The organism is Rhodococcus sp. 14-2470-1a (assembly GCF_002259425.1).
Taxonomy (GTDB): domain Bacteria; phylum Actinomycetota; class Actinomycetes; order Mycobacteriales; family Mycobacteriaceae; genus Rhodococcoides; species Rhodococcoides fascians_E.
Genome location: NZ_NPFZ01000005.1, coordinates 71,555 through 90,145, shown reverse-complemented (window position 1 = coordinate 90,145; position 18,591 = coordinate 71,555). Strand labels below are relative to the sequence as shown.

21 protein-coding genes are annotated in these 18,591 nt (G+C 63.6%); 16 read left to right on the top strand and 5 right to left on the bottom strand.

The window, feature by feature from the left end:
• The first annotated feature begins 3 nt into the window (after positions 1-3).
• The 3 genes from rpmF to CH292_RS02950 all read left to right on the top strand — a co-directional run bounded on the left by rpmF (position 4) and on the right by CH292_RS02950 (position 2,668).
• The gene (rpmF, locus tag CH292_RS02960; RefSeq protein ID WP_037110618.1) at positions 4-171 is read left to right on the top strand and encodes a 50S ribosomal protein L32; all 168 of its coding nucleotides are present in this window, start codon (positions 4-6) and stop codon (positions 169-171) included.
• Positions 172-364: 193 nt separating this feature from the next.
• Positions 365-1,450, top strand: a complete 1,086-nt coding sequence (locus tag CH292_RS02955; protein ID WP_170947606.1) for a lipase family protein — start codon at positions 365-367, stop codon at positions 1,448-1,450.
• Between the two features lie 36 nt (positions 1,451-1,486).
• Positions 1,487-2,668, top strand: coding sequence for an RtcB family protein (locus CH292_RS02950; RefSeq protein WP_094653958.1), 1,182 nt, complete (start codon positions 1,487-1,489; stop codon positions 2,666-2,668).
• Between the two features lie 72 nt (positions 2,669-2,740).
• On the opposite strand, the gene corA is transcribed toward CH292_RS02950, so the two are convergent.
• A complete protein-coding gene (gene corA, locus CH292_RS02945) occupies positions 2,741-3,757 on the bottom strand; it encodes a magnesium/cobalt transporter CorA (protein WP_037185226.1) in 1,017 nt (338 codons plus the stop codon).
• 76 nt (positions 3,758-3,833) lie between these two features.
• Here corA and CH292_RS02940 point away from each other — a divergent pair, with 76 nt between their 5' ends.
• From CH292_RS02940 to CH292_RS02900, 8 genes are all read left to right on the top strand, one after another.
• On the top strand, positions 3,834-4,268 hold the full coding sequence (locus CH292_RS02940) for a VOC family protein (protein WP_094653957.1): 435 nt from the start codon (positions 3,834-3,836) through the stop codon (positions 4,266-4,268).
• 91 nt (positions 4,269-4,359) lie between these two features.
• Positions 4,360-4,977 (top strand): trimeric intracellular cation channel family protein, encoded by a 618-nt coding sequence (locus CH292_RS02935; protein WP_019664495.1) that lies wholly within the window; start codon positions 4,360-4,362, stop codon positions 4,975-4,977.
• A gap of 39 nt (positions 4,978-5,016) precedes the next feature.
• Positions 5,017-5,709, top strand: coding sequence for a response regulator transcription factor (locus CH292_RS02930; RefSeq protein ID WP_170945144.1), 693 nt, complete (start codon positions 5,017-5,019; stop codon positions 5,707-5,709).
• A 44-nt stretch (positions 5,710-5,753) separates the two neighbouring features.
• Entirely contained in the window at positions 5,754-7,208 is a 1,455-nt protein-coding gene (locus CH292_RS02925; protein ID WP_256977892.1) for a HAMP domain-containing sensor histidine kinase, read from the top strand.
• Between the two features lie 104 nt (positions 7,209-7,312).
• Complete coding sequence (locus tag CH292_RS02920; protein WP_094653955.1) at positions 7,313-8,761, top strand: S1C family serine protease; 1,449 nt, start codon at positions 7,313-7,315, stop codon at positions 8,759-8,761.
• Between the two features lie 89 nt (positions 8,762-8,850).
• On the top strand, positions 8,851-9,348 hold the full coding sequence (locus CH292_RS02915) for a molybdenum cofactor biosynthesis protein B (RefSeq protein ID WP_019664499.1): 498 nt from the start codon (positions 8,851-8,853) through the stop codon (positions 9,346-9,348).
• A 772-nt stretch (positions 9,349-10,120) separates the two neighbouring features.
• On the top strand, positions 10,121-10,831 hold the full coding sequence (locus tag CH292_RS02905) for an MspA family porin (protein ID WP_094653953.1): 711 nt from the start codon (positions 10,121-10,123) through the stop codon (positions 10,829-10,831).
• A 169-nt stretch (positions 10,832-11,000) separates the two neighbouring features.
• On the top strand, positions 11,001-11,426 hold the full coding sequence (locus tag CH292_RS02900) for a hypothetical protein (protein ID WP_094653952.1): 426 nt from the start codon (positions 11,001-11,003) through the stop codon (positions 11,424-11,426).
• A 151-nt stretch (positions 11,427-11,577) separates the two neighbouring features.
• Here the strand turns inward: CH292_RS02900 and mscL are convergent, their stop codons facing one another.
• Positions 11,578-12,057: a large conductance mechanosensitive channel protein MscL gene (gene mscL / locus CH292_RS02895; protein ID WP_019664505.1), complete on the bottom strand. Its 480-nt coding sequence runs from the start codon at positions 12,055-12,057 to the stop codon at positions 11,578-11,580.
• A gap of 274 nt (positions 12,058-12,331) precedes the next feature.
• Here mscL and CH292_RS02890 point away from each other — a divergent pair, with 274 nt between their 5' ends.
• The 3 genes from CH292_RS02890 (at position 12,332) to CH292_RS02880 (ending at position 14,432) form a co-directional block, all read left to right on the top strand.
• On the top strand, positions 12,332-13,000 hold the full coding sequence (locus tag CH292_RS02890) for an MspA family porin (protein ID WP_020111420.1): 669 nt from the start codon (positions 12,332-12,334) through the stop codon (positions 12,998-13,000).
• Positions 13,001-13,043: 43 nt separating this feature from the next.
• On the top strand, positions 13,044-13,772 hold the full coding sequence (locus CH292_RS02885; RefSeq protein WP_094653951.1) for an MspA family porin: 729 nt from the start codon (positions 13,044-13,046) through the stop codon (positions 13,770-13,772).
• 135 nt (positions 13,773-13,907) lie between these two features.
• Positions 13,908-14,432, top strand: coding sequence for a hypothetical protein (locus tag CH292_RS02880; RefSeq protein WP_094653950.1), 525 nt, complete (start codon positions 13,908-13,910; stop codon positions 14,430-14,432).
• Between the two features lie 5 nt (positions 14,433-14,437).
• Here CH292_RS02880 and CH292_RS02875 read toward each other — a convergent pair whose 3' ends face one another.
• From CH292_RS02875 to CH292_RS02865, 3 genes are all read right to left on the bottom strand, one after another.
• A complete protein-coding gene (locus CH292_RS02875) occupies positions 14,438-15,151 on the bottom strand; it encodes an SAF domain-containing protein (protein WP_094653949.1) in 714 nt (237 codons plus the stop codon).
• An 81-nt stretch (positions 15,152-15,232) separates the two neighbouring features.
• Entirely contained in the window at positions 15,233-15,562 is a 330-nt protein-coding gene (locus tag CH292_RS02870; protein WP_037161652.1) for an FmdB family zinc ribbon protein, read from the bottom strand.
• A 90-nt stretch (positions 15,563-15,652) separates the two neighbouring features.
• Complete coding sequence (locus CH292_RS02865; protein WP_170947600.1) at positions 15,653-16,249, bottom strand: 5-formyltetrahydrofolate cyclo-ligase; 597 nt, start codon at positions 16,247-16,249, stop codon at positions 15,653-15,655.
• Positions 16,250-16,330: 81 nt separating this feature from the next.
• Between CH292_RS02865 and CH292_RS02860 the strand changes: the two genes are divergently transcribed.
• Both CH292_RS02860 and glp read left to right on the top strand, forming a co-directional pair.
• Positions 16,331-17,272: a UTP--glucose-1-phosphate uridylyltransferase gene (locus CH292_RS02860; protein WP_019664512.1), complete on the top strand. Its 942-nt coding sequence runs from the start codon at positions 16,331-16,333 to the stop codon at positions 17,270-17,272.
• A gap of 34 nt (positions 17,273-17,306) precedes the next feature.
• On the top strand, positions 17,307-18,566 hold the full coding sequence (glp, locus tag CH292_RS02855) for a gephyrin-like molybdotransferase Glp (RefSeq protein ID WP_020111413.1): 1,260 nt from the start codon (positions 17,307-17,309) through the stop codon (positions 18,564-18,566).
• Positions 18,567-18,591: the final 25 nt, after the last annotated feature.

Below are 18,591 nucleotides of genomic sequence, written 5' to 3'. Positions count from 1 at the left end.
GACATGGCTGTACCGAAGCGGAAAATGTCGCGGTCCAACACCCGCAGCCGCCGAGCACAGTGGAAAGCCGTCGCTCCCGACCTCGTGAGCGTCCGCGTCGGCGGGCAGGAATTCAAAGTCCCTCGCCGACTCGTCAAGGCCGTACAGACAGGTGTCTACGACCCGAGCTGAACCCGAGCAACCTTTCCGAGAGCGAACGTGCCGTTCGGTCACTTCAAGTGACCGAACGGCACGTTCGCTCCGCTTCAGGGGGCAAACAAAACCCTGGCGTCCGGTGTGGAGAAGCCGTTAGTCTGTCGAAGTGTCCACTTCCTTCGCTTTTCGGTCCGCTGCTGCCCTGACGTGCGCTGTTCTTGCGTGCACCATGGCAGGTGCTGTTGCATCCGCAGAGCCGGTGGACAGGACGCCCGGCACGATTGTGGAGACGTCCCCGCTGCCCACTGATCTGTGGATTCCCGGAACCGGTGAGGCGCAGCGCATCACGTATTGGACTGTCGGATCCGACGGTGCTCCGGCGCTCAGTAGTGGAACGTTTTTCGTTCCGGAGGGACCGGCGCCCGAGGGGGGTTGGCCGGTCGTCGGTTGGGCTCATGGCACTTCCGGTCTCGCCGACGAGTGTGCGCCGTCCCGTGTCGGCCCCGCCGACCGTGAGCGAGATTTCGGCTACTTGTCGACGTGGATCGAGCAGGGATACGCGATTGCCGCGACCGATTACGTCGGCCTGGGCACGCCTGGCTTGATGCCGTATCTCGACGGCAAGGTGTCTGCGCACAGTGTCGTGGATTCGGTGAAGGCGGCCAGATCCGTCGAGCCGTCGTTGTCGAACAAGTGGGTAGTGATCGGCCAGTCCCAGGGCGGTGGCGCAGCGATCACCACCGCTCGATACGCGACGGAATACGGTGGCCCCGAGCTGGATTACCGCGGAGCCGTCGGGACCGGGGTGCCGGCGAACATCGAGCTGGCACTTCTGCCGCTGGGCCCGGGAGTTCTTCCGGTCGCCGCGGGCAAGGGTCTGACGACGTATCTGCTGTACATCCTGGCGGGTCTGCGATATGCGCATCCGGAGATCGACCTCGACTCGTACCTCACCGAACAGGGAAGACAGCTGGTCGACCGCGCGGAAAGGGTCTGCGTGTTCGATGCTGAGGACGAGTTCGTGGGCACCGTCTCCGGTGATCTGTTTGCCAAACCGTTGAACCAGATTCCGAATTTCTACGGTCTGTTGAACGACTACATGGGTGTGCCCGTCTCCGGCTACGACCGTCCGGTCTTCATCGGCCAAGGTTTGACGGACGTGGATGTGCCTGCACCCGCTGCTCTTTCACTGGTTGCTCAGATGAAGGCGAACGGTCAGGACGTCACGCTCCACACGTACCCGACGGATCACAGCGGTGCACTTCTGCAATCACAGGCGGATTCCGTTCCGTTCGTGAAACGACTTTTCGAATAACGCCTCCTCCGTGCGAGGGGGCTGAAAGGACACATCATGCCCCCGAACAAGGTGGGCTCGAAGCTGCTCAATTGGGCTTCTCATCTCGAGGACAACACGCTGGCGCAGGCCCGGGAGACCGCGTCGATGCCGTTCGTTCACCCGCACGTCGCACTGATGCCCGACGCGCACAGCGGAATGGGCAGTGCCGTCGGGACCGTCATTCCGACGCTCGGTGCTGTTATTCCGGCTGCTGTCGGGGTGGACATCGGCTGCGGAATGATCGGTGTACGTACTGGATTCACGAAGTCCGATCTCGAGGGACGCGACCTGTCGAAGCTGCGGCTCGCGATCGAGGCGAGCATTCCGCTGTCGATGGGCAACTACAACCTCGGTGTCGACGCGTGGGACTTCACTGCCGAGAAGTTGGCCGAGTTGGAGGGCCTCGCGGCGGCGAACGCCGTCGACCTGTCGCATTCACCGAAGTGGCGTGAGCAGCTCGGATCACTCGGATCGGGCAACCACTTTTGCGAATTGTGCCTCGACGAGACCGACCATGTCTGGTTGTTCCTGCACAGCGGGTCGCGTGGCGTCGGGAACAAGATTGCCAAGAAGCACATTGCCGTCGCGCAGAGGTTGTGCAAGCAGTGGTGGATCGATCTGCCGAACAAGGATCTCGCCTACATCCCCGAGGGGGTTCCCGAGTTCGGTAAGTACATCAGGGATCTGAAGTGGGCGCAGCGGTTCGCCTACCTCAACAGGGCCGAGATGATGGACCGGTTCGGTGCGGTGTTCGCGCGGTGGATGGGCGTCGCCGATCATGGTGAGATCGAGAGGGTCAATTGCCACCACAACTACACGGTGAAGGAACGGCACGGGAACAAGGATGTGTGGCTAACACGTAAGGGTGCGGTGGATGCTCACGAGGGCGTCAAGGCGATGATCCCAGGTTCGATGGGGACGAGGTCGTACGTCGTCGTGGGTAAGGGGAGTGCAGCCGGGCTGTGCTCGGCTCCCCACGGCGCCGGGCGGAGGTTCTCGCGGACCGAGGCCAGGAAGCGGTACACGGTGGAGGATCTGCGGAATCGGATGGTGGGTATCGAGTTTCGCGACGGCGAGGAGTTCGTCGACGAGATTCCCGACGCTTACAAGGATATAGACATTGTGATGGCCGACGCGGTCGATCTCGTGGAGGTCGAGCACGAGTTGCGGCAGATCCTCAACGTCAAGGGCACCTGAACAGGTGAGCGGAAATGTAGTGCCGTCTGGTCACTCCGCAGGCTCCGCTCCTGCCCTGGCCTGCATTTCCGCTCACAGCCACTTCTGGCGTTTGAAGACCAGGTAGAGGACGGAGGACAGGACGACCATGCCGAGGATGGCCATGGGATATCCCAGGTGCCATTTGAGCTCCGGCATGTCCTCGAAGTTCATCCCGTAGATGGCGGCGATCAGCGAGGGAGCGAACAGGATTGCGCCCCAGGACGATATTTTCTTGGTCTGCTCGGTCTGATCGAGGCTGACCTGCGTCATGGCGCGCATTTCCTCGTTCTGCTGCTGCGCGACGAGTGTGGCGTGGGTCTGCAACGCGTTCTGCAGAGTCGCTTTGAAGCCCTCCACGCGTTCGGTGATGCGGACGCAGTGGTCGAGGACGTCGCGGAGGGATCGTTTGAGTTCGACGTCGAGTTCGTATTCGTTGTTGCCGCGTTTCAGGGCTTCGATCATCGACACCAATGGTTCGGTTGCGCGCTGGAATTCGGCTACTTCACGCGAGAGCGTGTAGATGCGTCGGGACACGGATGGGTCGCCGGAGAAGAGCTGGTCCTCGATTTCGTCGATGTCGTTCTGCAGCCCTTCGACGACGGGCTCGTACTCGTCGACGACTTGGTCGAGGATGGCGTACATGACGGCTTCGGTGCCGAGCGTCAACAGCTCGGGTTCGGCTTCCAATCGCGATCTGACGGCGGATAATTCGGGCGATTCGGCGTGGCGGATGGTGACGACGAAGTCCGGTCCGAGGAAGACGTGCAGCTCGCCGAACTCGACTTTCTCGGTTTCGTCGATGTAGCGGGCGGGCCGGAAGACGACGAAGAGTTGGTCGCCGTACTGCTCGAGCTTGGGGCGCTGGTGCGCGGCGATGGCGTCTTCGACGGCAAGGCGGTGGAGTCCGAATTCGGCTGCAACCGAATTGATCTCCTCTTCCTCGGGTCGATAGAGGCCGATCCACGCCATGCCGTGTCGATCCCGCATGGCCTCGTACGTGCTGTCGAGGTTGTCCGGGGTGACGGCACGCTTGCCGTCGACATAGACCGCGTTGTCGACGATCGGCAACTTTCTCACCTGCACTCTCTTCGGTAGTGACCGTGGAAAGCCTGCCAGACCGGGCCGGAGGCGTCAGACTGGGTGCATGGATCAGCGCGTACATTTCCTGACACTCGCTACTCCCGACGTCGATGCGTCCCGAGCGTTCTACCGCGACGGCCTCGGGTGGACACCTCTTCTGGACGTACCGGGAGAGATCATCTTCTTCCAGATCGCGTCGGGCTTGGTTCTGGGCTTGTTCGACGCACAGAAATTCACCGAGGACCTCGGGCGGAACGACGGGCCCGCAACGGTGGGCGGGTTGACGCTCTCCCACAACGTCAGCTCGCCCGCCGAAGCCGACGCAGTGGTGAAGGCAGCCGTCGACGCAGGTGGGACCTTGATCAAGCAGCCGCAGAAAGCTGCCTTCGGTGGGTACAACGGCCACTTCGCCGACCCCAACGGCGTCATCTGGGAGGTCTGCCACAACCCCGGCTGGAGCGTGGACGAGGACGGAACTGTCCAGCTCAGTGAACTGTAGGTCGTCGCGACGAACCCGACCACACGGCCAGTTGCGCTGACGGAACAGGGAAGATTTCGGCGCCTGTAGGGAGTCGTGCGACGCTTGTCCCGTGCTGGTCGAGGTGCTGGGGTATGTGGGAATTGTGGCGTTTGCGGCGTCCGGGGCGTTGATCGGTGTTCGTAAGCGGTTGGATTTGTTCGGGGTGTGCGTTGTCGGGATCACGACGGGTATCGGCGGGGGCATCATTCGCGACGTGCTGCTGGGCATTCATCCGCCGACGTCGTTGGATCAGTGGCCGAATGTGACGGTTGCTCTGGCGACGTCGTTGGTGGTGTTCGTGGCGCATCCGGTGATGAATCGGATTTGGCGTGGGGTTCTGTTGTTCGATGCGTTCGGGATGGGGCTGTTCGCGGCGACGGGTGCGACGGTGGCGTTGGCTGCTGGTGGCAGCTCGTTGTCGGCATGCTTGATCGGCGCGACGACGGCTGTGGCCGGTGGCGTCATCCGGGATGTTCTCGTCAACGAGGTTCCGCTGCTGCTGCGCCGGGACTTGTATGCGGTGCCGGCTCTGCTGGGGTCGACGGTGGTGGCGATCGTCGAGGGGTCGGGCCTTCCGGACAACGTGGGCCTGGTCGCGGGCACGATCATTGCGACGGGTCTGCGGGTGCTGGCTCTGTGGCGTCGGTGGAATCTGCCCATTGCGCGGCGCCTGCCGAGTGTGGACTAGACCCCTTCTCAGACATATCTCAGTCCGTCAGGACAAACTATGACAATGCGCATTTTGGTTGTCGACGACGATCGAGCAGTCCGGGACTCGCTCAGGAGGTCGCTCACCTTCAACGGGTACACGGTGGAATTGGCGGTCGACGGGCTCGATGCGCTCGAGAAAGTTGCAGCGGCTCGCCCGGATGCTTTGGTTCTCGACGTCATGATGCCGCGGTTGGACGGCTTGGAAGTGTGCCGTCGGCTGCGTAGTACGGGCGATGATCTGCCCATCCTGGTGCTGACTGCGCGTGACTCCGTGTCCGAGCGCGTCGCGGGCCTCGACGCCGGCGCCGACGACTATCTGCCCAAGCCTTTCGCGCTCGAAGAACTACTTGCTCGCTTGCGTGCGCTGCTTCGTCGGACGGCGATGGACGCCGAGGGTGAATCGGAGGCGATGACCTTCGCTGATCTGTCGCTCGATCCTGTGACCCGTGAGGTCACCCGCGGGGAGCGGTCGATCAGTCTGACGCGTACCGAGTTCTCGCTGATGGAGATGTTGATGATGAACCCGCGTCGGGTTCTGACTCGCAGCCGCATCTTGGAGGAGGTGTGGGGGTACGACTTCCCGACGTCGGGCAACGCTCTCGAGGTGTACGTCGGCTACTTGCGTCGTAAGACCGAGGCCGAGGGTGAGCCTCGGTTGATCCACACTGTCCGCGGCGTCGGTTACGTTCTCCGCGAGACGCCTCCGTGATGGTCGCTCCTTTCGGTCAGCGCTCTTCGGCAGGGCAGCGTTCGATGGCAGGGCAGCGTTCGTCGGATCCGGCCGCGATGCGTCCTCCGATGCCGCTGACTCGCACGGTCTCCTTGCGCTGGCGGGTGACGTTGTTGGCGGCGTCGGTGGTGGCCGTGGCGGTGGCCGTGATGGCGATCGCGGCGTACGCGGTGGTCTCGCGGGCCCTGTACGGCGACGTGGACAGTCAGCTTCGCACCCGTGCGGACGCTCTGATCAACAGCAACATCGTCACGTTCGACCCTCGTTACGTTGCCGGCGCGACGCTCTACAGCACCGACGTGTCCGTCGCGCTTGTCTTTCCGGACCTGAGCAAGTACGTGCCGCCGGGTTCGAAGGTGCCGATCGGTGAGCCGGAAATCGCTGTCGCGGAGGGCCGGACGGATCTGTCCTTGCGCACGGTCGACGATCAGCGTGTTCTGAGTCAGCGTGCACAGGACGGCAGTGCGATCGTCATCGCGCAAAGACTGTCGCCGACGGGTGCTGTGCTGGACCGGCTGGCGTGGGTGCTTCTGGTCGTCGGCGCCTTCGGCGTCGTGCTCGCGGCGGGTGCGGGCATGGCTGTCGGCAGAACCGGGTTGAGACCCATTGCGCGCCTGACCGCTGCCGCGGAACGGGTTGCGCGGACGGATGATCTGACGCCGATTCCCGTGACCGGCGACGACGAATTGGCCCGGCTGACGACGAGTTTCAACACGATGCTTCGTGCGTTGGCGGAATCGCGTGGGCGGCAGAGCCGATTGGTCGCCGACGCCGGTCACGAGTTGCGTACGCCGCTGACGTCGCTGCGGACCAACATGGAATTGTTGATCGCTGCCGGCCGTCCCGGGGCGCCGGCGATTCCGGACGAGGACATGGCAGAGCTGCGTACGGACGTCGTCGCGCAGATTCAGGAGTTGTCCACGCTCGTCGGTGATCTGGTGGATCTGGCTCGGGAGGACGCACCGGAGACGGTGTTCGAGCGGGTGGATCTGGCCGACGCCGTCGAGCGGAGTCTCGAGCGAGCGAGGCGTCGCCGCAACGAAATCGACTTCGATGCGACGCTGGAGCCGTGGTTCGTCTACGGCGATCAGGCCGGATTGTCACGTGCGGTTCTGAACGTGTTGGACAACGCCGCCAAGTGGAGTCCGGCGGGCGGTGAAGTTCGTGTCGTCATGCGCAGGATCGGCGACGGGTTGATGGAGCTGACCGTCGACGATGCGGGTCCTGGAATTCCCGAGGAGGACCGGGAATTGGTGTTCGAGCGGTTCTATCGCTCGACGGCATCGCGGTCCATGCCGGGTTCCGGACTCGGCTTGGCGATCGTGCGCCAGGTCGTCGTCAAGCACGGTGGAACCATCGGCGTCGAGGTGTCGGAGCGCGGAGGTGCGCTCATTCGGATCGTTCTGCCGGGGGAATCGGCACCGGACCTGGTGGCGGCCGAAGAGGGCGATTCCGACGGCACAGTCATGGGAAACTGATAGGCGCATCTCAGCGCACTCTCAGTACGGACCGGCAATGTAGTCGACAACAGAGCGGGTGACTTCGCACCACGCGAGGTTTCTAGTGAAAGAAGCGACTGCAGATGACCGACGATCGTAACGACTCCGAGCCGAACACGACCCCGCACGATCCTGCCCAGCAGAATCCGACGCGGCAGAATCCGGCTCCGCAGTCCGATCAGCATGCGACACAGCAGTTCCCGACTCAGCAGGGGCAGCCGGGTTCGCACAACCCGTACGCCGCCCCTTCGTACGGCCACAATCCGTACCAGCAGGGCGCGCCCACCCAGAGCTACGGGTACAACCAGACTCATGCAGCTCCGACGCAGCACGACGCTCCGGTGCAGGCTCCGCCCGCTCTGCGCAGGCGACCGGGCCGCGCGACGATCGCAGCGGGTGCAATCGCACTGGTTCTGGTCGGCGGCGGTATCGGCGGGGCAGTGGGTGTCTACGCGGCGGGAGGCGGCAACGGAGCCGGCAACGCCACCAACTCCCTCAACTCGACGGTGACGGCCGCTCAGCCCGCAGCGAACATCCCCGACGGTTCCATTCAGGCCGTCGCGAACAAGGTCCTGCCCAGCGTCGTGCAGATCCAGGTGACCGGCAGTCAGGCCGAGGGCGAGGGTTCCGGGGTGATCCTGTCGTCGGATGGCCTCATTCTGACCAACAATCACGTGGCGACGGGCGCCGGAGCCAACGGCAAGCTCACGGTTGCCTTCAACGACGGTTCGACGGCTCAGGCGACGCTCGTCGGTGCCGATGCGGTCTCGGACATGGCCGTCATCAAGGTCGAGGGTCGCACCGACCTGACGCCGATCGAGCTCGGAACGTCGTCGAACCTCCAGGTCGGTCAGCAGGTCGTGGCCATCGGCTCGCCTCTGGGCCTGGCCGGAACCGTCACGACGGGCATCGTGTCCTCACTCAACCGCCCGGTCTCGACGAGCGGTGAATCCGGCAACCAGAACTCCGTCATCGACGCCATTCAGACCGATGCGGCCATCAACCCCGGTAACTCCGGTGGTGCGCTCGTGAACACCGAGGGCCAGCTGATCGGGATCAACACCGCTATCGCGACCCTTGGCGGTGGCCAGTCGAGCGGATCGCAGAGCGGATCCATCGGCCTCGGCTTCGCGATCCCGGTCGATCAGGCAAAGCGCATTGCCGACGAACTGAGTACGACGGGCAAGGCCACGCAGGCGATGATCGGCGTCCAGGTGCCCTCTCAGAACAACGCGAACGGCGCGACGGTCGTCGAGGTCACCGAAGGCGGTCCTGCGGCTGGAGCGGGCATCCCGACGGGTGCGGTCATCACCAAGGTCGACGATCGGGTGATCACGAGCGGTGACGCACTGATCGCCGCTGTGCGTTCGCACGCGCCGGGAGACTCGGTGAAGATCACCTACACCGAGGGTGGGAGCGAGAAAACCGTGGACGTGACGCTCGGAACGGCAGAGCCTCAGACGGCAGCGGTGCAGGCGCCGTCCGAGTCGCAATCGCCTCTGCAGATCCCCGGCTTCCCCGGTGGTCGATGATGCCGATCGACACCGAACGTCTGGCAACCGTGGCGACGATTTACGCACAGCGTGAATCGGGAGCGGGCTCTACTACTACGGTTATCGGTATGGAACACGAGGCACCTCTGGCCGGGCGGGCGTTGGTCGTGATCGTCGACGATCGGACCGCACACAGCAACGAGAAGGATTCGACGGGTCCGTTGGTAACGGAGCTGCTCACCGAGGCGGGCTTCCTGGTCGACGGGGTGGTCGCGGTGACGTCGGACGAGGTCGACGTTCGGAACGCGCTGAATACTGCGGTGATCGGCGGTGTCGATCTGGTGGTGTCCATCGGCGGGACCGGTGTTTCGCCTCGCGACGTGACTCCCGACGTCACGGCCGAGGTGCTGGATCGCGAGATTCCGGGCATCAGCGAGGCGCTGCGGTCCTCGGGTCTCGCGGCCGGTTCACTCGACGCCGGCCTCTCGCGTGGTCTCGTGGGGGTATCGGGAAGCACCCTGGTGGTCAATCTGGCGTCCTCGCGGGCGGCTATCCGCGACGGTATGGCGACGTTGACTCCGCTGGCCGCTCAGGTCATCACCGAGCTGTCCGGATTGGACGCTTGAGCATCGCCGATGCCTGAGGACGAGAAGCCCGCGACAAACGGGGCAGAGCAGGACAAGACAGAGCCGGACGCTGAGAGCCGGGCCCGTGCGCAACGGGCCCGGCTCGCTCGTGTTTTCGGCGACGTTCTTCCGGAACAGACGGCCGACGATCGGAGTGAGTCGACGTCCAGGACGTCGGCCGACTGGTTCGAACGCGAGCGTCCACCCCACCACTTCTGATGTGATCCACAACACATTTTTAAGTGTGAATCACAGTCCTGTTAGTAGTTCGTTTACGCGCCGTTAGCGTCGGCTCATGTCCGATACGCACTGCTGGACTTCCAATCAGCGTGATTCGAAACCTCGTGCTCGATCGTCGGCCTCGGTGCGAGCGCCGCGTTACCTGAACGTCTTCCCATATCAGCGCGTGTTTACGCCGCAGTGAGGTTTGTAACGGATCGACAACGGTGGCGATGGGTGTGACCGGGGTTACTGTCCGGTATGGTGTGAAAACCGTTCACATGCTTGAAACACATCACGATTCGGGCATGTACGACGGGCAATCGTAGGGATTGTCACGATCCGGCAACTCCTCTAATGTTCCCCTCAGCTTCTGGCAGACCGGGTGCGAGCAATACGCTCCGGACGCGGCTGGCAGAACTGATATACGAACCTGATCCAAGGATCTAGTTCTGCTCGGGGAGTCGCGGCGTCGTTGCTGACGAGGAACCGAGGGTGAAAGCCACAAGCTTCCCGTGCGACTGCGCTGGGACTGAACATGATGAGGAAGTAAATGACGGAGATCCAGAAGCCGCGGCGTAGCCGTGGACTGAAGTCCATGGGCGCTGCAGTTGTTGCCGGCGCTTCGGTTGTCGGCCTGGTGCTCGGTACGGGTACCGCGTCCGCCGCTGTCGACAGCACCAACTCGGTTGTGGATGCCAACGGCAACCTCATCACCGTGACGCTGTCTGACACCTTCATCAACAGCGTCTCGCCGCTGGACGGTAACCCGCTCACCCGCGAGTGGTTCGCCAACGGCGTTGCCGGCTGGGAAGTCACCGGACCTGACGCAGAAGACTTCTCGGGCACGGTAACCGTCGGCTACCAGGTCGGTTACCCGGCCAGCCTCGGTGGCAAGATCACCTTCGGCTACGAGACTCCGAACTTCAGCCTCGGGCTGGGATCGAGCTCGGACACGGCTGCAGACGGTGGTGTCGCGACAGGGACCAGCACTGACGTCTCCACCAATAACCTGCTGCCTTCGCTTGGTTTCTCCGCGGAGATCGCACCCGGACCCGGCATCGTCGATGCAACGGGCGCGTCGGGCAACGTCCAGGGCACCGAAGGCTCGGGGACCGGCCCGTCCGGAACCATCCAGGTCGCAAACGTTCACGGTACCGCTACCGGCATCCTCGGCAACGTCCGCGTTCGTCCGTACGTCGCCGTCACCAGCGACACCGGCGACGTCGCTGTCACCTACGGCAACCCCTGGGTCTTCAACTGATCTCGATCAGTTGAGAACGGCTTCACCTCAGTGTTGACACACTGACATCACGATCGGGCCCGTCCGGAATCATCCGGGCGGGCCCGATCTGTGTTCTGACCCTTCCATCTTCGATAACGTGCGGCAGGTGCCGGTGTGCCTGCTCGGCACGAGAAATGGCTGATATCAAATGCGTTCCACTCTGATCTCTGCGGTCGCACTGACCGCGCTGGTCGCCCTTGCCGGATGTAGTAGTGACAGCAGCGAATCCGCGTCCGGAGCGAATGCCGACGCGTGCACCCAATTCGCAGCCGCACACGACGAGTTGACCGACTTGACTGCGGCCGGTCCCGTCGACGGTGACGCCGAGAAGTGGACGGCGGACAAGGATGCCGCAATCGCCAAGTTCGCACCCCTCGGGGACACTGCCTCCGGTGACGTTCAGACGCAGCTGCAGACGTTGGTGACAGCACTTCCGGCGGACTCACTGGAACTTGCCGAGCCAGGAAGCGAATCCGGTCAGGCGTTCGTGGACAACTCTGCTGCTGTGGCATCCGCGTGTGAAAGCGACGGAACCACGATCACTCTTGCCGAGTTCCCGCTCCAGAAGTTCTGATCGCCTATTTCACTGTGAAAATGGCCCCGGCGAATCGCCGGGGCCATTTGTCTTAGGTTCAAAGATTTCCGAACCGAAAGATTGTTTGGATGAAGAAAAGCACCTGTCCCTACCGATTCGTCGGCAGAAGCAGGCGCTATTTCTCTCGTTTTCAGGACTTGCTGTGCGCCCCACCGCTCGGCTCGTCGGTGTCGCCGATGGCTTCGCCGCTGCCGCCGGTGGTGTCCGCGGGAGTGGAGAGCTTACGGCCGACGTCGGTGCCGCCGGCGAGGATGTCGCGGATCTGGACGAGAACGTCGACGTCGCTCAGCTCCTTCTCGGGCTGGCTGACGAACCGCTTCTTGGCCGTGTTCACAGGCAAGATGAGGACGAAGTAGACGACAGCCGCGATGATCACGAAGTTGATGACTGCGGTCACCACTGCACCGACGTTGATGAAAGTCTCGGCGCTGGAGGTGATTTGGAAGCCCCAGCCGTACTCGTTGGAGCCGCCGATGGCGGAAACGAGGGGGTTGACGATGTTGGTGGTGAATGCGGTGACGATCGCGGTGAACGCTGCGCCGACGACAACCGCGACGGCGAGGTCCACGACGTTTCCTCGGAGCAGGAAGTCCTTGAATCCCTTGAGCATGAGCCCTCCTCATTTTCGATCGGACGTGCGCGTTGTGTACTGAGGCAAGACGTTAGTCGACCGAGAAGCGGATCTGTCGGACGTCGGAAGTGATTGAATGTGCGCGTATGTGAGGGTTACACACAAAAATCATTCGAAGTTGTTAATGACTACGGGCTTTTCATCCCGTATCCTTCCCCAGGAATGAGTCTCGGTGATGTAAGTCGAGGCGGTCGGATTCGGCAGGAGTGGAGCCTGCGAAACGACTCGATGTGTTGCTTCAACGAGGGGAATTATGAACAAGTCTCGTTTCACGGCGCTGCGCCGAATCGGCCGAATCGCGGCGCTCGGTGCAGCCGCATCGATGGCCGTCGGGCTGATGTCCACCGGGGTGGCCAATGCCGAAACCTTCGTGCCCCTCCCCAACGGTGAGAAGGTGGCAGGGCCCTACAAGATCGCCCACTTCGACGAGTCCGCCAAGGTTGCTCCGCAGATCGCCTTCAACGGGCTGAACCGGAACGCATGGGCCACCGGCACTGCGCTGTCGGAGGTCCCCGAGGGTGCAGAAGGCACCCTCAAGACCGGATATCTCGTCGGGTGCCAGTTGGACATGGAAGACCTCAACCTCGGTTTCGACCTCGGTGCAGGCATCGAAGGCGGCAACACCAACATCATCACGCTGTTCCCCAATCTGTTCCAGATCGGTGGCGAGGGCGAGACCACCAACAAGATCGAGGGCGGTCTGTCGTTCGAGGTTCCGCTGAAGGATCGCGAAGTTGCTGCGGTCGAGGTCGCCTCGAAGGACGTCAAGGGCCCCGTCACGGCGATTCAGTACCAGGACGTCGCGATCTCCGTGCAGAACTGCGGTGGATACGCCCAGGCCCGCTCGTACACCACGCTCGAGCTGACCGGCGATTACCGCTACAAGGGCACGCTCTACGGCCAGCCGTTCAGCCTCGGCTGACGCTCGAACGACTTCGCAGAACTTACGAGGGGAACAGACACACGTGAAGAACAACAAGAGCGCAGCCGCACGCATCGCGGCCATCGGCGCAGCAGGAGCCGTCGCACTCGGCTTCTGGTCGGCCGGCGCAGCCAACGCAGACACCTTCGTGCCGCTCGCGGACAACGAGATCTCGAAGACACTCATCGACGGAACCGTCGTGACCATCAAGGGATTCGGCCAGAGCGGCCTGATATCGCCGTCCATGGGTGCTACCCCGACCCAGCGCAACGTGTGGGTCACCGGCAACTACACCGTCGAAACCTCCAACCCCGGTGGCGGTTCCATCGAACCGGGCTTCCTCGTCGGATGCCAGGTGGACTTCGCGGCCGGCATCAGCGGCGGCGTCGAAGGATCGTTCGGCCAGGGCAACACGATCAAGCTCGAGCCGGGTAAACCCCTGAGTTCACTCGAGATCAACCGCACGCAGCCGAACACGTACGACATCGGCGCAGGCGTCAACCTGGACCTCGCTCCCGGTCAGCTCAACGACATCAAACTGGTCGCTGACGAGACAAGCGCCAAGATCGACGGCGTCACCGTTGCCACGGACACGTCCAACAGCTTCGACTTCTCCGGCAACGGCGGCGGCTACACGTACGCCGACGAGACCCTCAGTGTCTCGGGCTGCGCAGGATTCGCTGAGGCGCGGTCCTACGTCAACGTCACCATCGACAACGACGCAGTGACGTCCACCGTGACGCTGTGGGGACAGCCCTTCAGCATCGGCTGATTCGTCGCATTTTCCGCTTCTGGCGGTGACGCATTTCGCGTCACCGCCAGAGGTGTTTTACCCGTCAGTAAGCAAAGTACTTGTGATTTTTAACAGAGTTAGTGCAAGGCGACCTCGCACGATAGGATCCCCGTTATGGGTCGTCACAGAGCAGGGGATGCTGCACCGTCACGTGACTGGATCGACGCTCAGATCGGCAAGCGGCACCGGCTGTCGCGGTTCCACGATCCGAGTATCGCGCTGGATGATCAGTCTGCGCTGCTCTGGCTGTTCCCGACGCGTGCCGACGTGGGGGATTACGCCCACCGGGACGAGGCGTACCGGAACCTCGGAACGTCCGCAGCCCTCAATGTCATGCGAAACGTCTTCGCCGACTTCGACTCCTACGTGCTCCACCTCTCGGACCAGCGCGTCGTGGAGCACCGGCCCATGCGCGCCGACGATACGTTGCACAGTGACGTCTTCATCGAGACGTACGAGGCCTCCGACGGCGCCGACGTGTACGGGGTCCGCGTCGTCTTCACCGATACGATCGGCGCTCTTGTGTTCACCGATCACGCCACGTTCGTCGGCAAGTTGGAGCCGCAGCAGGCTCCGATCCACGACGAAGAAGTGAAGCCTCCCGCGAAGTCCGATCCGGGGCTTGCCGCCAGCAGCTGATCGCCTCACCTCAAGGTGACCGCAAGCGAGCTGGTCAACGACGCGCCGGCAACAGTGGTTGCGTCCTCCGCCGACATGGCGATCAGCACCACACGGTCACTGCCGCGCTGTTGTGGGGTGTCGGCCGATACGAGAACGACTACGGCCTCCCTCGCCAGAATGCGGGGCGACTTGTCGTCGCCACCGTCGCCGACGGTCAGAACGTCGACGACATCTCCGGATCGGAGTAATTCGGTCACGCCGGGATCGCCCAGACGAACCGGAACCACTCGTGCGTCCGCCGACTCGGTGATGGCCTCGGCCAGGCGCGACGACAACAAGCGCACATCTGTCAACGGCTCACCGGCACGGATCGGGCCGGCAAGTGTGCGGGCCGACGCGTCGTCGACATCGGTGATCGCACCGTCCGGCACGGACGACGGTGGGTACTCACGAAGTTCCACGTCGTCGACCGTCAACTGGACTCCTGGCGTCAGATCCCGCGCGGCGACGACCACGACGACATGATCGTCGGCCGCCGCGTCGCGCGCGAACAGAGCTACGGCGCAGGCAGCGAGAACGCCCGCCGCGATGCGGCGGAGCAGAACAGCGTGCATCCAGGTCGGCCGAGCCGACAGGCGATCGAGCAGGGTGGCGTCGAGACGAGAGGACGCAGAGAGTTTCGACGGGTGCCGGCCGGAGGACCGGCGGCGATCACGGGAAGGCGGCATGTCGGTCACGCTAGCGACCGCGGAGTCCTACACCGACGAAAACAGGCCCCGGCTGTGGATGAAGCCGGAGCCTGTGGACAACTGGAAAAACTAGGAGCTGGCAGCAGCCTTCGACGGCGTGCTCGACGTGGTCGTGTTGGAGTTGGAGGATGAGGAATCGCTGGTAGACGACGTCTTGGTCTCCGTCTTGGTCGACGAGTCGCTCTTGGACTCGCCTGCGCTCTCGCTCACCGAGCTGGATCCGCCCCGGCTGTCGGTTCGGTAGAATCCGCTGCCCTTGAACACGATGCCGACAGAGTTGAACAGTTTGCGCAGCTTGCCCGAGCAGGCCGGGCACACCGTCAGGGAGTCGTCACTGAAGGACTGCACGATGTCGAATCGGTTGTCGCATTCGGTGCAGGCGTACGAATATGTGGGCATCGATGATCCTCCGCGCTGGTCCACTCCATCGGTGAAAGAGAGAGCATTGGCACTCTACAGTCATGACTGCCAACGAAGCCATTCGGCCGACTATTCCCCAGTTAGTTCCACCAGGCCTCCGTCCGGTGTCAGCGCGTGCGTCGAGCGACGATCGTGCGGTTCCTCGGGCAACTTCTCCACCAGTTCCCCGTCGCGCACGATCGCGACGATCGGAACGCCTGGTTCGACGAAGTCCAGCGTCCTATCGTAGAAACCGGCACCTCGGCCCAGCCGAACGCCCCGGAAATCGACGGCGAGAGCGGGCACGAACACCAACGAACACCGCGTCACGGACTCCGGGTTCAACACCGGACCGCTCGGTTCGAGCAATCCGTAGGGAGCCGCCCGAAGGCTGCCCCGACCTGTGTATTCTGCCCAGTGCAACGGCCCCGGTTCCCTCGCGACCGGGACCAGAACCTGGGGGGTTCGATGTAGAAGTTCGTCGAGCAGATCGAGTGAGCCCGGTTCACTCCCGACCGGCACGTACGCAGCCACGGCACTCGCTCCCCGCGCCGAATCAGCCGCGGCATGACAGAGTTTCCTGGATTCCTCGGCGTGAACTTCGGCGCTGAGAGCGCGACGAGAATTCAAGACATGACGTCGCCACGCGTCCTTGGACACAGGCGTCGGGAATTCACCATTCGTCATAAGTTTTCAGCTTAAGCACCAACGGGAAACAGCCATCACACGCGGAGCGAATCCGTAGCGAGCATGGATAGGGTAGGCAATATGACAGACGCGTCGACAGGTCCGGTACGGCATTTCAGAACGGCGATCGTTCCCGCCGCAGGAATGGGAACCCGATTCCTTCCTGCCACCAAAACGGTCCCGAAGGAATTGCTGCCCGTCGTCGATACGCCAGGAATCGAGCTGGTCGCCGGCGAGGCTGCCGACTCCGGCGCGCAGCGTCTGGTGATCGTGACATCGCCGGGTAAGGACGGCGTCGTCGCACACTTCGTCGAGGACCTCGTCCTGGAAACGAAGCTCGAAGCCAGCGGCAAGCTCAAGATGCTCGAGAAGGTTCGTGTGGCACCCGCGCTTCTCGACGTCCAGTCGGTCGTGCAGCAGGAGCCGCTCGGACTCGGCCACGCTGTCGCGTGCGCCGAGGAAGTGCTCGACGACGACGAGAGCGCCGTCGCAGTGCTGCTTCCCGACGACCTGGTGCTTCCTCGTGGCGTTCTCGACGTCATGTCGCGCGTCCGCGCCAAGCGCGGCGGCTCGGTGCTGTGCGCATTCGAGGTTCCCGAAGAGAACGTTTCCGCGTACGGCGTCTTCGAGGTCGAGAAGGTTCCCGACGCCGTCAACCCGAACGTGCTCAAGGTCACCGGCATGGTGGAGAAGCCCAACCGAGAAGACGCGCCGTCGCTGTTCGCCGCGGCGGGCCGCTACCTGCTGGACCGCGCGATCTTCGACGCACTCCGACGCATCGAGCCCGGTGCGGGCGGCGAACTTCAGCTGACCGACGCCATCGCCCTCCTCATCGAAGAAGGACACCCGGTCCACGTCGTCGTCCACCGCGGACCCCGACACGACCTCGGAAATCCCGGAGGATACCTCCGCGCTGCGGTTGACTTTGCTCTCGAACGTGATGATTACGGTCCGGCGTTGCGTGAGTGGCTGACCGAGCGTCTGAGTGACGACTGGGCGCCGCAGCTCACGAAGTACGAGTAGGCCCGCGAAGTGTGAAAATCGGAGGAAGGGCCAGATGCGCTCGGTTGAGGATCAGCAGACCCGAGTGACTGCTGCGGCAGTTGCACCGCGGCCTGTTCGGGTCGCGATCTCGGAAGCGCAGGGCCTGCTCTGCGCGGAGGAAGTCGTCACCGAGCGCCCCCTGCCCGGCTTCGACCAGGCGGCCATCGACGGTTACGCCGTCCGCAGCGTCGACGTCGCGCAGGCAGGCACGGACCTCCGCAACGAGGACGACGAGCGGATCGAACTCACCCTGCCCGTCGTGGGTGAGGTGAGCGCAGGGTCGCGTCAACCGATCCGATTGCAGCCACGGCAGGCCGTCCGCGTCGACACCGGCGCGCCGTTGCCGACGCTCGCCGACGCGGTGCTACCGCTCGACCGCACCGACGGCGGGCACGCACGGGTGAAGGTGTATCGCCCGGTGCGTTCGGGTGACTACGTCCGCAAGATCGGCGACGACGTGCAACCCGGCGACGTCGCCGTCCGCTCCGGAACCATCATCGGCGCTGCCCAGGTCGGCCTGCTCGCCGCCGTCGGACGCGACAAGGTGCTGGTCCATCCGCGCCCGAGGCTGTCCGTGATCTCGGTGGGCGGCGAACTCGTCGACACCGACCGGACGCCGGGGCCAGGGCAGGTCTACGACGTCAACTCCTATTCACTGGCCGCCGCGGCCCGAGACGCGGGTGCCGACGTCAACCGCGTCGGCATCGTCAGCACCGACCCGAAGCGACTGCGAGAAGTGGTCGAAGGTCAGCTGATCCGCTCGGAGATCGTCGTCATCGCCGGCGCGGTCGGTGGCGGTGCATCGGACTCGGTACGCGAAGCACTCTCGGACCTGGGCGATCTCGAAGTCGAACGTGTCGCCATGCACCCCGGATCGGTTCAGGGCTTCGGCCAGCTCGGACGGGACGAGGTCCCGACCTTCCTGCTGCCCGCGAACCCCGTCAGCGCGCTGGTGGTCTTCGAGGTGATGGTCCGGCCGCTCATTCGTATTGCGCTCGGACGCAGACAGCCGATGCGCCGCACCGTCACCGCACGCACCGTCGCCCCCATCACGTCCATCGAGGATCGCAAGGGATTCCTGCGCGGCCAGCTGATGCGCGACGAGGAAACCGGTGAATACCTCGTCCAGGCACTCGGGGGAGCGCCGGGAGCGTCGTCTCACCTTCTGGCGACCCTCGCCGAGGCCAACTGTCTGGTCGTCATCGACCCAGACGTCACCGAAATCCGCACCGGCGAAGAGGTCGACGTGTCCTTCCTGGCGCAGAGGGGATAGAGCTCCAGGTGAGTGGAAATGCGTC